Source organism: Staphylococcus sp. TCBT05, assembly GCF_055179755.1.
The window spans coordinates 1160809-1174815 of the sequence record NZ_JBUQDQ010000005.1; the positions used below are offsets into that span (position 1 = coordinate 1160809).

Below are 14007 nucleotides of genomic sequence, written 5' to 3' on the forward strand. Positions count from 1 at the left end.
AAACACTGCTGAAGTACTCAAATCACTTTAGTAAAGTACAAGTGTTAAGATGACATAAATTATGATTAAACCAAGGCTAATCATATTTAATATTTGAATTGCTTTTTTATCTTGCTTTAAATGTTTAAATGCAGTAATTTCAACATTACCAACGATTAGTAATAATAATATAAATACCCACCAGTTGACTGCAGGGAAGGATAATGTTGTGATTGCAACTACAAATAATAATAATAGTGCCATAATTATACGTAAAATGCGTGTAATAATTGTATCCATTTTAAATATACTTATGTAACTAACTATTAAATAGAGTATTGGTAAAAATATTAGATAAAGTTGCATTAAATAACATCCTTTCTATAATTCGCTATTAATCTTAGCATGTTAAAAATATATTTACTAGGATATTATTTATCTTCTTTTTGACTAATTTCTGAACGGACAGCAGCTATTTCTTGCTCTAGTTCATCTAATTGCTTTAATAACGGATCGGTTTGTTGATTTACTGATTCGCGTTTTTCTAAATCACCTTGTAAACGAACATAGTCATGTTTAAGTTCAATAAGTTTTTGATTTAAATCCATATATAATAAACTCCTTTAAGCTACTAATTTAAAAAAATGAAAATCACATAAAGTATAACATGAAACTGAAAGCTTCTAAAATCACCAAAATGTATGTTAAAGTATGAAAATAGATTGTAAATTATATTTGAAAAAATAAAATGAAAGAAGGATTATTGTGACGCAACAATTTATCATAATCATTTTACTGATTGCTTTAGGTTACACCCTTAAGAGAATTAATTACTTTAAGGCGAATGATAGCCAAGTATTCTCTACACTCGTCCTTAATGTCACGCTTCCTTCTTTGGTTATTGTAAACTTAAATAAAGCAGATTTAGATGTGTCATTATCAATTTTACCTATTATGATGATTGCTTATGGCATCATTGCAAAGATTATTGTAGTATGGTTCTTTTTAAAATACGATAACCATGTAAGAGGCGCAACTGGTATGATGATGGCCTCTTTAAATATTGGGCTATTTGCTTATCCACTAGTCGAAGCGATTTGGCCTGAATCTGGAATGATTTATTTTGGTATGGCCGACATCGGTGGGGCAATTATTATGTTTGGCGTAACGTACTTTGTTGGTAGTTACTTTAGTAGTGGTGGAGATAGCTTTGATTTTAAATATTTAGGTAAGAATTTACTACGCTCTGTACCATTGATGACCTATATTATTATGTTTATCTTGAACATGGCGAATATTCATTTTCCTAAACCTGTAATTGACTTTTTCACAGTATTATCAGGCGCGAATATGCCATTGTCCATGATATTACTTGGTTTGATGTTGAATTTTAGTATAGATAGACGATTTTTGCCAATTGCTTTGAAATATATTGGTATCCATTACGGTCTAGGTATTATTGCAGGATTGTTAGTACATTTCTTCCTACCAGTGAGTGATAATATGGTGAAGACAACACTACAAGTGGCTTGGTTATTACCTGTAGGTGTTGCAATTATTCCATATTCTATACAGTTTAAGTATAAGACTTTACCATTAGTTGGAATGGTTACTAATTTAACAATAGTTATAAGTATTGTAATACTGTATATCTATCAAGCTATCTTTGTGTAACGGAAATTCTAGATGAAAATGATGGTGTAATGCGAATAGGAGTACATGAGACAAATGAGCTGTAATGATATTTGTAGTTAGAAACTATGAGATCATTTAGCTCATTTTTATTGTATTGGAGATATTATAGATTTAACTAGTCTATTTATGTGAATGTTAAAAAAGTATATTCATTTTGAGCATATAAAAAAGCGAGTGAAACTAATAGGTTTCACTCGCTTAATTTAGTGGTTTACAGTTGCCAATGTTTGAATAATAACAAAGGATTTGTTAAACCACATCATAGTATATAGAAGTTAATGATGATTAACCTTTACCACCCATAAATGCAGGGTAGTTAGTCATACCACCATCAACATAAATTGTTGTTCCGTGAATATAACTTGCTAAATCTGAAGCTAAGAATAAAGCAACGTTTGCTACTTGATCAGCTTCACCAATTTCTTTAGCAGGAATCATTTCAAGTGTTTCTGCACGTGTAGTTGGGTCAGAGAATTTTTCTCTAGTGTGCTCTGTTACAATTGCCCCTGGTGAGATGTTGTTAATTCTAATGCCGTATTGCGCGTATTCCATAGACATTGTTTCCATCATTAATTTTAATCCGCCTTTACTAGCTGCATAGTTAGCATAGTTTGGCCATGGAATTGTATCATGAACACTTGAAGTGTTTAAAATAACACCTTTTTTATCTTCTTTGAAGAATTGATTAACAGCAGCTTTTGATCCAATGAAAGCACCAGTTAAGTTAATGTCGATAACTTTTTGCCATTCTTCTAAAGGCATTTCATGTGTTGGAATTGGTTTTTCGAAACCAGCGTTATTGATCATAATATCAAGCGTACCAAATGTGTCTACTGCAGTTTGTACTAAACGATTAACGTCAGCTTCAACAGAAACGTCCGCTTGAACTTTAATAGCTTGGCCACCAGCTTCTTCAATTAACTTAATTGATTGATCAACATCTTCTACGTGGTGTTCTGAGCGGTAGTTCATAACTACTTTTGCTTCTGCTTTACCAAATGCTTCTGCGAATGATTTACCAATCCCGCTACCAGCACCAGTGATTACAACAACTTTATCTTTTAAATCTGTGAACATAATTTTGACTCCTCCTAGTAAAATATCATGCGCTCATCAAATGACAAGTGCATTCGTCCCAATGAGACATAATACGCCTGCATTAAAACATTAGTCTAGTAATTGAACTTAACCTTTTAAATTTCCTAATACAAAGGCTGCAATAATAATAAGTACAATACCAGCCCAGATACCAATCATTTGACGCTTATCTTTGCGTTCGCCTAACAAGAAGATACCTCCAAGTGTTGAGACGATTACAAGTAATTGTGAAAATGAGAAACTAGTTGCTACACCAACTTTAGGTTGTGAATAGAACATAAATAGGTTACCTATACCCCAAACGACACCCGGTATTAAGTTCCATACAGTACTTTTAATTGATGTTTCATGTTTCATTGATAAGATAAGTCCACCAATCGCCATACCGATTGATTGGAAGAATAATGCGCTTGTTCCATCGACACCAAAGATTTGTGCTATAACGACGTAAACAACATAACCAACCGTTGAAATTAATAAGATTGGCATTGCTTTGCCGAAATTGCTATTACTTTCAGAAGCTTCGTTTTTACCTTTGATAGATGTTAATGTAATACCTACCACAAGTAGAACCATTGCTACAAGACCTAAAATGACTTGAGTACTTGTGCTCCATTCTCCTAGGAAAATAGCACTAAATAACGTTGTACCAACCAATTGTAAACCTGTTGAAATTGGCATTGTTTTTGAAACACCAATTAAACTTACTGATTTCAATTGGTAACCTTGACCTAGTGCCCAGAAAGCACCAGAGATCAATCCGACAATAATTACAGTAATGTCATCAAATTTTGCATTACCAGTTAGTAATAAGATAATACCAATAATTAATGCACCGAATGTTGTACCTCTAATTTGGTTATAAGGTCCTCCACCGACAAATACATTAATTAATACTACACTACCCCAAAATAGCGCAGGTAATAAGGCAATTAATAAATCCATACTACACTCACTCTTTCTATATTTATTTTTACTTTCCTTCCCCAATAAAAACAACCATTAAAATTGTCTCCAAGAATACATTCTAAATGAAAACTTTAATATAGTAAAAACATGTGTTTAAAAATAAAAGTAAAATTACATTTAAATTTCTAAAAGTTTCATTTCAGAAGGATAATAATACACAAAAAAAGAGCGAGATAGAAATCTTGTTTTGCTAAATAGATTTCATTATCCCGCTCTAAGGAATGAATATATGTTGGTACGTTGACGAATACAAGTATTTATTTCATTTCGATATTACTAGTTATAGCACTTTACACAATGGTAGGCGTAGCTAGATTTAAATTTAGTCTATAACTTCAAGTGCTATTCAATATGACTTGCTACATATTTAAATTTTCTATATTCATAATTTATATTAAAACCAAGTTCATTAAATCGTTCAACTAAGGTATTATTTTTGCTACGAATTTTAAAGTAAATCTTGTTTATATCGTAATGCGTAAATGCATAGTGGAGCGCATGTGATAATAAATCAAAGGCAATCCCCATCAGTCGATAGTCACTGTGTGATGAAAAATATTTAATTTCAGCATTATGATTACCTTCGAATACTTGTAAATAGAGATAACCTTTTAACAAGCCTTCAGACATAAAGATAAACAAACGATTATTGTCATCCAATGAGTCTATAATTTCATCTGCAGTCATTACATCATGTTTAAATGTCCGCTGATGTAACTTTGCGAATGCACGGTAATATGCTGGTTTATACTCAGTGATGTTTTGTGCATGTTCAATTTCTCCAACATCCTGTGATGTGATTAAATGATAATCTGTAAAGCTATAAGATGCTTGAATGTGTTTCATAAACTTACTATAGTTTTGCTCGTTTTCTTCAAATGAAAAGTTAAAGTTTGCAGTGTCTGGTTTGCTATTGGCTAATGTAATAAATAAGTCGTGGTACATTTGTAAATCTGGCGTTGTATTATGCTTTATAAATGGACCTAATACTTTATATTTATTCTCCTCATATTTAAAAGCAAGTATGAGCATGATGATCTCGTTGTTATCGTCTAAATGAGCATAGACACCTGGATCTTCAATTGCTTCTTCAATCTGTGCTTTGATTGCCTCTCTTGCTTGAGGAAGTTTATACAAATAAGAAGCCGAGTGATAGTCTGCATCATTTATAAAACTTGTAATTTGGTCATAATCATTTAGTTTGATCGTTTTCATATAGCTACCTCCGTCAGATGAACTATTTCCTTAATTATAAGAATTTTTTATGTTAAATGGAAGTTATGATGTATTATATACGTGTTACAATAGATAAGATATTGATTTTTTGAAAGGACGTTATTATGAAATCACTAATAATTGCTGAAAAACCTTCAGTAGGTAGAGATATAGCTAACAGCTTAAATATAAATGAAAAGCGCAATGGTTACTTTGAAAATAATAAATATATCGTAACATGGGCACTTGGTCATTTAGTAACAAATGCAACACCTGAACAATACGATGCTAAATATAAAGAATGGAAATTAAATGTTTTACCTATTATACCAAATAAAATGAAAACTGTAGTCATATCTAAGACAAGAAAACAATTTTCTACGGTGCAAGCATTAATAAATAATAACAAAGTAAATGAGATTATCATTGCGACCGACGCTGGTAGAGAAGGTGAACTCGTTGCACGTCTAATATTAGATAAAGCACATAATAAAAAGCCTATCAAACGGTTATGGATTAGTTCCGTTACAACGAAAGCAATTAGGGACGGATTTAATAAGTTACAAGATGGGCGTAAATTTAATAATTTATATCGCGCTGCATTGGCAAGAAGTGAGGCGGATTGGATTGTAGGTATCAACGCAACACGAGCGTTGACTACAAAGTATGATGCACAATTATCATTAGGACGTGTACAGACACCAACAATTCAGCTTGTTCAAATGAGACAAAATGAAATTAATCAGTTTAAACCTGAAACGTATTATACAATGTCTGTCAAAGCAAATGGATTAACGTTACAATTAGCAAAACCACAGTCGCATAAAGATAAAAAGGTATATGACACGATAAAACAGAAAGTTGTTGGTCAAGAGGGGACTATACAATCGATTAAACGTAATCATAAAAAGGCATATCCACATCAATTATTCAGTTTGACTGATTTACAACAAGAAGCATATAAACGATATCATTTTGGACCAAAGGAAACATTAAATACGTTACAAACATTATATGAACGACATAAGCTCGTAACTTATCCAAGAACAGATTCAAATTATTTAACCGATGATATGGTAGATACGCTTAAAGACCGTGTTAACGCAATCATGGGCACATCATTAAAGGATGTAGCTAAACAACAACTTAAACAAAAATTTTCTCCGAAACAAAGGTTTATTAATAATAACAAAGTATCAGATCACCATGCGATAATTCCAACAGAAGTTCGTCCAGATATGAATGCTTTGAGTCCACGAGAAAGCAAAGTCTATATGTTAATTGCTGAAAGATTTTTGGAAAATCTTTTGCCAGCTTATGAATACGAAGCAATAATTATGGAATTTACTGTAAATGGTTATACGTTTAACTTTAAAGACAAAGTAACTACGAAATTAGGGTTCAAAGCTATCTCTGAACACAACGAAAAATCAACAGAACAACTTGATGGATTGCAACAAGGTGCTACATTAAAAGTGAATCAAGCCAATATCGAACAACACGAAACGACGCCACCGCCATATTTTAATGAAGGATCATTACTTAAAGCTATGGAGAGTCCTCAGAAATTCTTTGATTTAAATAATCGTAAACATCAACATACATTGAAGGAAACTGGTGGTATAGGAACTGTAGCAACACGCGCAGATATAATTGAAAAACTATTTAATATGAATGCTATAGAAGTGAGAGATAGTAAAATTAAAGTAACTTCAAAAGGAAAGCAAATTCTAGAACTAGCACCACAAAAACTAACTTCACCATTGTTAACTGCGGAATGGGAAGAAAAGCTTGCGTTAATTGAACGTGGTAAATATAATGCGGACAAATTTATAGAGGAAATGAAGCAATTTACCAATGACGTCGTTAATGAAATAAAAGAGAATGATAAAAAATATAAACACGATAATTTAACAACTACGGAATGTCCAACTTGTGGAAAATTCATGATTAAAGTACAAACTAAAAATGGACAAATGTTAGTTTGTCAGGATCCAAGTTGTAAAACTAAGAAAAATGTACAGAGAAAAACAAATGCTCGCTGTCCTAACTGTCATAAAAAGATGACTCTATTTGGTAGGGGGAAAGATGCTGTTTATCGTTGCGTATGTGGCCATACAGAAACACAGGCACAAATGGATAAACGCCTTAAAAATAAAAAGTCAGATAAAGTAAATAAAAAAGACATGAAAAAATATATGAATCAGAACGAAACAATCGAAAATAACCCATTCCAAGATGCGTTGAAAGGGTTAAAGTTCTAGTTTTATAGTGTATAAATGATTGTTTAATTAATAAAGTTCGTGTTTGCTATTGTAAAATACTACAATTGGTATTAAAATATTAAGGTATTTTCAAAAAAAGGAGAACTAACCGTGAAAAAGTATTTCAAGTTTGATCAGCATGGCACAAACTATAAAAAAGAGATACTTGGTGGGCTGACAACTTTCTTGTCAATGGCATATATTTTGGCTGTTAACCCTCAAGTACTAAGTTTAGCAGGTGTAAATGGCGTTTCAGATGACATGAAAATGGATCAAGGTGCTATTTTTGTTGCCACAGCACTTGCAGCATTTGTGGGTTCATTATTTATGGGACTTATTGCTCGCTATCCGATTGCACTAGCACCGGGTATGGGATTAAATGCATTCTTTGCATTTACTGTAGTATTAACAATGGGAATACCTTGGCAAATTGGTTTAACAGGCGTGTTATTTTCAGGAATTGTCTTTGCGATATTAACGATGACAGGGCTACGGGAAACAATTATTAATGCCATACCCTATCAGATGAAAATGGCAGTATCAGCAGGTATTGGTTTATTTATTACATTTGTAGGTTTACAAAGTGCAGGTATTATAGTAAAGGATAAATCAACACTTGTTACCTTGGGTCACATTACAGATGGACCTGTTATATTGGCTGTTATAGGAATTATTGTAACAGTAATCTTATATGCGCTAAGAGTACCAGGTGCAATCTTTGTAGGTATGGTGATTACATCTATACTAGGAATGATTACTGGATTGATACATACACCAAGTAGTGTAGTTGGTCATGTACCAAGTATTGAGCCAACATTTGGAGCTGCATTTGAGGCATTTAAAGATCCGAGTCAACTCTTAACAGTTCAATTCTTAATTGTTATCTTAACGTTCTTATTCATTGATTTCTTTGATACTGCTGGTACATTAGTAGCGGTTGCTTCTCAAGCAGGAATAATGAAGGATAATAAATTACCTCGAGCTGGTAGAGCATTGTTCTCAGATTCATTAGCAACAATCGTCGGTGCGATATTTGGAACAACGACAACGACATCATATATTGAATCAACATCAGGTGTCGCAGTCGGTGCTAGAACTGGATTTGCTAGTATTGTAACAGGATTCTGTTTCTTATTAGCGATATTCTTTAGTCCGTTAATGGAAGTGGTAACAAGTGCTGTAACAACACCAGCACTCGTTGTAGTAGGTGTATTAATGGCAGCGAACTTTGCGGAAATAGATTGGAAGAAATTTGAAGTGGCAGTTCCAGCATTTGTAACGATTATTATGATGCCATTATCTTATTCAATTGCTACTGGTATTGCATGTGGCTTTATCTTTTATCCAATTACCATGTTAATTTCTAAGCGACATAAAGAAGTACATCCAATTATGTACGGCCTAATGGTACTATTCATCCTATACTTTATCTTTGTACATGGTTAATTATAACTACACATTTTAGATAACGTGACGAGCACTACATAAGAAGTGCAAATTCAAACATTATAAAGTAATAAGCTGTCTCATTCTTCAATTAAAAAAGAGTGAGGCAGCTTTTTTATAACTAATGTTATTTGAAAATACTCATACACAAAATTTGCATAGAAAAACACGTATATAATATGAAAAAGGCAATTTCTAGAACTTATAAATAGAAATTACCTTATACTGTGATCAATCAACCTAATCCTACTATTCAATTATTATTCAAAAACAGCTTTTAATAGAAAAAGAAACCTACTTTGAATCGTGTTTCTTCATTATATAGATGTAAACAATGATTTGATAAATTACTTTAAAATAACAAAGAAATCAGTTAAACTATCATTGTAAATTTACAACCACCTATTATTTAGTATCATCCTTGTATTGTGTATACACAACTTTTGCATTTTTGTTTGGCACATATATCGGAGCAGATAAGAGAATAAATATAAAAAATAATAATAAGAAAAATAAAATCCAGTGAATGATCATTCCGATGACAGGTATAAATGCTATAAATGAACCTATAATACCAAGCAGTGGAATAATTGCCATCGGTTTAATACTATTCTGTTTATCTACTATTAAAATAATCATCATAATCAAATATAAAAGAACGTTAATAAGTAATGGCTGCCAACCGAAACTTAATATAATGCTACCACCTAAAAATGGAATGCCATATACGAACTCCCCAATGATTAAAATTAAACTTAATATCAATAATAAAGTTCTAATACCACTTTTCATTATAAATCGTCACCACCTAACAATCACATTATAAAACATAATAAACAATATATATAATAAAAAGGATAAGCGAAATAGTGAAATAACAATTGTAATATGAAAAAAATTACGAAATAGGTTGAACTGTCAGCATAATTCAAGTACAATAACAAAGTATGTGTTAGACGAAAAGTTGAAAAACTTTTATGAAAAAGCTTGATAAAACACGTTTTTTCATGTAACATATCTAATGTTGGACTTTAAGAACACGCGATGAAGCGAAAGGTTACTGACACACCCGGCCGCTTTGCCATGGCGCTGTGTGAGATAGTTTTCGTGGAGAAGTCTATCACTTAAATGTAGACGAATAAGGAGGGAAAATTATGGCAAAACAAAAAATCAGAATCAGATTAAAAGCTTATGATCACAGAGTAATCGATCAATCAGCAGAGAAAATTGTTGAAACTGCAAAACGTTCTGGTGCAGATGTTTCTGGACCAATTCCGTTACCAACTGAAAAATCAGTTTACACGATCATTCGTGCCGTGCATAAGTACAAAGATTCACGTGAGCAATTCGAACAACGTACACATAAACGTTTAATCGATATTGTTAACCCAACACCAAAAACAGTTGATGCACTTATGGGCTTAAACTTACCATCTGGTGTAGACATCGAAATCAAATTATAATAGAAAATTTAGGAGGTGGACTTTCGATGACCAAAGGAATCTTAGGAAGAAAAATCGGGATGACACAAGTTTTCGGAGAAAACGGTGATTTAATCCCTGTAACAGTAGTAGAAGCAAGTCAAAACGTTGTATTACAAAAGAAAACTGAAGAAGTTGATGGTTACAACGCAATTCAAGTAGGCTACGAAGATAAAAAAGCTTACAAAAAAGATAGCAGAACAAGCAAATATGCTAACAAACCAGCTGAAGGTCATGCTAAAAAAGCTGGCACAGCACCTAAGCGCTTCATTCGTGAATTCAAAAACGTTAATGTTGATGAATACGAAGTAGGTCAAGAAGTCTCAGTTAATACATTTGAAGCTGGCGACGTAATTGATGTAACAGGCGTTTCAAAAGGTAAAGGTTTCCAAGGTGCCATTAAACGTCACAATCAAGCACGTGGACCAATGTCTCACGGTTCTCATTTCCACAGAGCACCTGGTTCAGTAGGTATGGCGTCAGATGCTTCAAGAGTCTTTAAAGGACAAAAAATGCCTGGACGTATGGGCGGTAACACTGTAACAGTTCAAAACTTAGAAGTAGTTCAAGTTGACACTGAAAACAACGTTATTTTAGTAAAAGGTAATGTACCTGGACCTAAAAAAGGTCTTTTAGAAATCACTTCATCAATTAAAGGTAATAAATAATATAAAGCGAAAGGAGGAAAATGCATAATGGCTAATTATGATGTATTAAAAGTAGACGGATCTAAAGCAGGTTCAGTTGAATTAAATGATTCAGTATTTGCAATCGAACCAAATAATGACGTTCTTTTTGAAGCAATTAACTTACAACGTGCTTCATTACGCCAAGGTACACACGCTGTTAAGAATCGTTCAGCAGTACGTGGTGGTGGACGTAAACCATGGAGACAAAAAGGTACAGGACGTGCGCGTCAAGGTACAATCCGTGCTCCACAATGGCGTGGTGGTGGTATCGTATTCGGACCAACACCAAGAAGTTATGCTTACAAAATGCCTAAGAAAATGCGCCGTTTAGCATTACGCTCAGCATTATCTTTCAAAGTTCAAGAAAGCAACTTAACTGTTGTTGATTCATTTAACTTAGATGCTCCAAAAACTAAAGAATTCAAAACAATTCTTTCTAATTTAGAACAACCTAAAAAAGTATTAGTAGTAACAGAATCAGAAGATGTAAACGTTGAATTATCAGCACGTAACATCCCAGGTTTACAAGTAACTACAGCTCAAGGTTTAAATGTTCTAGATATCACAAGCGCTGACAGTGTATTAATTACAGAAACAGCTGCTAAAAAAGTTGAGGAGGTGCTCGGATAATGGAAGCAAGAGACGTTCTTAAGCGCCCCGTAATCACTGAGAAATCTTCAGTCGCTATGGCAGAAGATAAATACACATTTGATGTAGATACTCGTGCAAACAAAACACAAGTTAAAATCGCAGTTGAAGAAATCTTTGACGTAAAAGTTGATAAAGTAAACATCATCAACTACAAACCAAAGAAAAAACGTATGGGCCGTTACCAAGGCTATACAAACAAACGCCGCGTAGCAATTGTTAAATTAAAAGAAGGATCAATCGATCTATTCAACTAAAAAATATTACCAATAAGGAGGTAAACGACAATGGCTCTAAAAAAATATAAGCCAATTACTAATGGTCGTCGTAATATGACTTCTTTAGATTTCGCAGAAATCACTAAAACGACTCCTGAAAAGTCATTATTACAACCGCTACCGAAAAAAGCGGGACGAAATAACCAAGGTAAATTGACAGTTCGCCATCATGGTGGAGGACACAAACGTCAATACCGTGTTATTGACTTCAAACGTAACAAAGATGGTATCAACGCTAAAGTTGATTCAATCCAATATGATCCAAACCGTTCAGCAAACATCGCTTTACTAGTTTACGCTGACGGAGAAAAACGCTACATCATCGCTCCTAAGAACTTACAAGTAGGTCAAGTTCTTGAAAGTGGTGAAAATGCTGACATCAAAGTAGGTAATGCATTACCATTACAATTCATCCCAGTAGGTACAGTTGTACACAACATCGAATTGAAACCTGGTAAAGGTGGACAAATCGCTCGTTCAGCTGGTGCAAGTGCACAAGTACTTGGTAAAGAAGGTAAATACGTATTAATCAGATTACGTTCTGGTGAGGTTCGTATGATTCTTTCAACTTGCCGTGCTACTATTGGTCAAGTTGGTAACATCCAACACGAATTAGTTAACGTTGGTAAAGCAGGTCGTTCTAGATGGAAAGGCATTCGCCCAACAGTTCGTGGTTCTGTAATGAACCCTAACGATCACCCACACGGTGGTGGTGAAGGTCGCGCACCTATCGGTAGACCATCTCCAATGTCACCATGGGGTAAACCTACGCTTGGTAAGAAAACTCGTCGTGGTAAAAAATCATCTGACAAGCTTATCGTTCGTGGACGTAAGAAAAAATAAAAATAACTTATTTGGGTGTGCGGCGTAATCGCTGCACGCACACAATAAGAAGGGAGGCGCCACTATGGCTCGTAGTATTAAAAAAGGACCTTTCGTTGATGATCATCTTATGAAAAAAGTTGAAGCTCAAAGCGGAAGCGAGAAAAAACAAGTAATCAAGACTTGGTCACGTCGTTCAACGATTTTCCCAGATTTCATTGGTCATACATTCGCAGTATACGATGGACGTAAACACGTACCTGTATTCGTAACTGAAGATATGGTTGGTCACAAATTAGGAGAATTTGCACCAACTCGTACATTTAAAGGTCACGTAGCTGACGACAAAAAAACTAGAAGATAATTTCTAACAAGTAGAGGAGGAAATCCGAATGGAAGCAAAAGCGGTTGCTAAAACAATAAGAATCGCACCTCGTAAAGTTAGATTGGTATTAGATCTAATCAGAGGCAAAAGCGCTGGTGAAGCTATTGCGATTTTAAAATTAAAAAACAAAGCTTCATCACCTGTAGTAGAAAAATTATTAATGTCCGCTCTAGCAAATGCTGAACATAACTATGACATGAACACTGATGAGTTAATAGTTAAAGAAGCTTATGCAAATGAAGGACCAACATTAAAACGTTTCCGTCCACGTGCACAAGGCCGTGCAAGTGCGATTAACAAACGTACAAGCCACATTACAATCGTCGTAAGTGACGGTAAAGAAGAAGCTAAAGAAGCTTAATCAATTTTTAAGGAGGGAACACTGTGGGTCAAAAAATTAATCCAATCGGACTTCGTGTTGGTGTAATCCGTGATTGGGAAGCTAAATGGTATGCAGAAAAAGACTTCGCATCATTATTACACGAAGATTTAAAAATCCGTAAGTTTATTGATAACGCATTAAAAGAAGCATCAGTTTCTCACGTAGATATCGAACGTGCTGCTAATCGTATCAACATCGCTATTCATACTGGTAAACCAGGTATGGTAATCGGTAAAGGCGGTTCAGAAATTGAGAAATTACGTAACAAATTAAACTCATTAACAAACAAAAAAGTACACATCAACGTAATCGAAATCAAAAAAGTTGATTTAGATGCTAAATTAGTTGCTGAAAACATTGCACGTCAATTAGAAAACCGTGCATCATTCCGTCGTGTACAAAAACAAGCTATTACAAGAGCAATGAAACTTGGAGCTAAAGGTATTAAGACTCAAGTATCAGGTCGTTTAGGCGGAGCTGACATCGCTCGTGCTGAACAATATTCAGAAGGAACTGTTCCACTTCATACATTACGTGCTGACATTGGTTATGCACATGCAGAAGCTGACACTACTTACGGTAAATTAGGTGTCAAAGTATGGATTTATCGTGGAGAAGTTCTTCCTACTAAGAACACTAGTGAAGGAGGAAAATAA

Annotated in this window: 17 protein-coding genes; 11 read left to right on the forward strand and 6 right to left on the reverse strand. The window is 34.0% G+C overall.

Going from position 1 to position 14007, the window contains the following annotated elements; all coding sequences use genetic code 11:
- Window positions 1-27: 27 nt before the first annotated feature.
- Window positions 28-345, reverse strand: a complete 318-nt coding sequence (gene mspA / locus ACY191_RS05190) for a membrane stabilizing protein MspA (RefSeq protein WP_042739093.1) — start codon at window positions 343-345, stop codon at window positions 28-30.
- A 65-nt stretch (window positions 346-410) separates the two neighbouring features.
- The gene (locus tag ACY191_RS05195) at window positions 411-587 is read right to left on the reverse strand and encodes an SE1832 family protein (protein WP_182475073.1); all 177 of its coding nucleotides are present in this window, start codon (window positions 585-587) and stop codon (window positions 411-413) included.
- A 157-nt stretch (window positions 588-744) separates the two neighbouring features.
- On the opposite strand from ACY191_RS05195, the gene ACY191_RS05200 reads away from it, so the two are divergent.
- A complete protein-coding gene (locus ACY191_RS05200) occupies window positions 745-1653 on the forward strand; it encodes an AEC family transporter (protein ID WP_042739092.1) in 909 nt (302 codons plus the stop codon).
- Window positions 1654-1959: 306 nt separating this feature from the next.
- Here the strand turns inward: ACY191_RS05200 and ACY191_RS05205 are convergent, their stop codons facing one another.
- The 3 genes from ACY191_RS05205 to ACY191_RS05215 all read right to left on the reverse strand — a co-directional run bounded on the left by ACY191_RS05205 (window position 1960) and on the right by ACY191_RS05215 (window position 4956).
- Window positions 1960-2751 (reverse strand): glucose 1-dehydrogenase, encoded by a 792-nt coding sequence (locus tag ACY191_RS05205; RefSeq protein WP_042739091.1) that lies wholly within the window; start codon window positions 2749-2751, stop codon window positions 1960-1962.
- A 108-nt stretch (window positions 2752-2859) separates the two neighbouring features.
- Entirely contained in the window at window positions 2860-3717 is an 858-nt protein-coding gene (locus ACY191_RS05210; protein WP_042739090.1) for a RhaT/GlcU family sugar-proton symporter, read from the reverse strand.
- A gap of 366 nt (window positions 3718-4083) precedes the next feature.
- Window positions 4084-4956, reverse strand: a complete 873-nt coding sequence (locus ACY191_RS05215) for a GNAT family N-acetyltransferase (RefSeq protein WP_042739089.1) — start codon at window positions 4954-4956, stop codon at window positions 4084-4086.
- Between the two features lie 125 nt (window positions 4957-5081).
- On the opposite strand from ACY191_RS05215, the gene ACY191_RS05220 reads away from it, so the two are divergent.
- On the forward strand, window positions 5082-7220 hold the full coding sequence (locus ACY191_RS05220; RefSeq protein WP_229366633.1) for a DNA topoisomerase III: 2139 nt from the start codon (window positions 5082-5084) through the stop codon (window positions 7218-7220).
- A gap of 111 nt (window positions 7221-7331) precedes the next feature.
- On the forward strand, window positions 7332-8666 hold the full coding sequence (locus tag ACY191_RS05225) for an NCS2 family permease (RefSeq protein WP_107513317.1): 1335 nt from the start codon (window positions 7332-7334) through the stop codon (window positions 8664-8666).
- A gap of 405 nt (window positions 8667-9071) precedes the next feature.
- On the opposite strand, the gene ACY191_RS05230 is transcribed toward ACY191_RS05225, so the two are convergent.
- Window positions 9072-9458, reverse strand: coding sequence for a hypothetical protein (locus tag ACY191_RS05230; protein WP_042739086.1), 387 nt, complete (start codon window positions 9456-9458; stop codon window positions 9072-9074).
- Window positions 9459-9820: 362 nt separating this feature from the next.
- Here ACY191_RS05230 and rpsJ point away from each other — a divergent pair, with 362 nt between their 5' ends.
- The 8 genes from rpsJ (at window position 9821) to rpsC (ending at window position 14007) form a co-directional block, all read left to right on the forward strand.
- On the forward strand, window positions 9821-10129 hold the full coding sequence (rpsJ, locus tag ACY191_RS05235) for a 30S ribosomal protein S10 (RefSeq protein WP_001118667.1): 309 nt from the start codon (window positions 9821-9823) through the stop codon (window positions 10127-10129).
- Window positions 10130-10155: 26 nt separating this feature from the next.
- Window positions 10156-10815 carry a 50S ribosomal protein L3 gene (gene rplC, locus ACY191_RS05240; RefSeq protein WP_042739085.1) on the forward strand — a complete coding sequence of 220 codons (660 nt, stop codon included), beginning with the start codon at window positions 10156-10158 and terminating at the stop codon, window positions 10813-10815.
- Window positions 10816-10842: 27 nt separating this feature from the next.
- A complete protein-coding gene (gene rplD, locus ACY191_RS05245) occupies window positions 10843-11466 on the forward strand; it encodes a 50S ribosomal protein L4 (RefSeq protein ID WP_042739084.1) in 624 nt (207 codons plus the stop codon).
- Entirely contained in the window at window positions 11466-11741 is a 276-nt protein-coding gene (rplW, locus tag ACY191_RS05250; protein ID WP_042739083.1) for a 50S ribosomal protein L23, read from the forward strand. Before rplD ends, rplW begins: the two co-directional genes overlap by 1 nt.
- Before the next feature lie 30 nt (window positions 11742-11771).
- A complete protein-coding gene (gene rplB / locus ACY191_RS05255; RefSeq protein ID WP_042739082.1) occupies window positions 11772-12605 on the forward strand; it encodes a 50S ribosomal protein L2 in 834 nt (277 codons plus the stop codon).
- Between the two features lie 64 nt (window positions 12606-12669).
- Window positions 12670-12948, forward strand: coding sequence for a 30S ribosomal protein S19 (rpsS, locus tag ACY191_RS05260; protein WP_019468644.1), 279 nt, complete (start codon window positions 12670-12672; stop codon window positions 12946-12948).
- A gap of 28 nt (window positions 12949-12976) precedes the next feature.
- On the forward strand, window positions 12977-13330 hold the full coding sequence (gene rplV, locus ACY191_RS05265) for a 50S ribosomal protein L22 (RefSeq protein ID WP_002482617.1): 354 nt from the start codon (window positions 12977-12979) through the stop codon (window positions 13328-13330).
- 23 nt (window positions 13331-13353) lie between these two features.
- Window positions 13354-14007, forward strand: a complete 654-nt coding sequence (rpsC, locus tag ACY191_RS05270) for a 30S ribosomal protein S3 (protein ID WP_042739081.1) — start codon at window positions 13354-13356, stop codon at window positions 14005-14007.

Bases quoted from the DNA above. Each gene is read 5' to 3' on its own strand.
- mspA (WP_042739093.1), bottom strand. From the start codon at position 345: ATGCAACTTTATCTAATATTTTTACCAATACTCTATTTAATAGTTAGT.
- ACY191_RS05230 (WP_042739086.1), bottom strand. From the start codon at position 9,458: ATGAAAAGTGGTATTAGAACTTTATTATTGATATTAAGTTTAATTTTA.
- rplW (WP_042739083.1), top strand. From the start codon at position 11,466: ATGGAAGCAAGAGACGTTCTTAAGCGCCCCGTAATCACTGAGAAATCT.
- ACY191_RS05220 (WP_229366633.1), top strand. From the start codon at position 5,082: ATGAAATCACTAATAATTGCTGAAAAACCTTCAGTAGGTAGAGATATA.
- ACY191_RS05195 (WP_182475073.1), bottom strand. From the start codon at position 587: ATGGATTTAAATCAAAAACTTATTGAACTTAAACATGACTATGTTCGT.
- ACY191_RS05210 (WP_042739090.1), bottom strand. From the start codon at position 3,717: ATGGATTTATTAATTGCCTTATTACCTGCGCTATTTTGGGGTAGTGTA.
- ACY191_RS05205 (WP_042739091.1), bottom strand. From the start codon at position 2,751: ATGTTCACAGATTTAAAAGATAAAGTTGTTGTAATCACTGGTGCTGGT.
- rpsS (WP_019468644.1), top strand. From the start codon at position 12,670: ATGGCTCGTAGTATTAAAAAAGGACCTTTCGTTGATGATCATCTTATG.
- rplC (WP_042739085.1), top strand. From the start codon at position 10,156: ATGACCAAAGGAATCTTAGGAAGAAAAATCGGGATGACACAAGTTTTC.
- ACY191_RS05215 (WP_042739089.1), bottom strand. From the start codon at position 4,956: ATGAAAACGATCAAACTAAATGATTATGACCAAATTACAAGTTTTATA.
- rplV (WP_002482617.1), top strand. From the start codon at position 12,977: ATGGAAGCAAAAGCGGTTGCTAAAACAATAAGAATCGCACCTCGTAAA.
- rplD (WP_042739084.1), top strand. From the start codon at position 10,843: ATGGCTAATTATGATGTATTAAAAGTAGACGGATCTAAAGCAGGTTCA.
- rplB (WP_042739082.1), top strand. From the start codon at position 11,772: ATGGCTCTAAAAAAATATAAGCCAATTACTAATGGTCGTCGTAATATG.
- rpsJ (WP_001118667.1), top strand. From the start codon at position 9,821: ATGGCAAAACAAAAAATCAGAATCAGATTAAAAGCTTATGATCACAGA.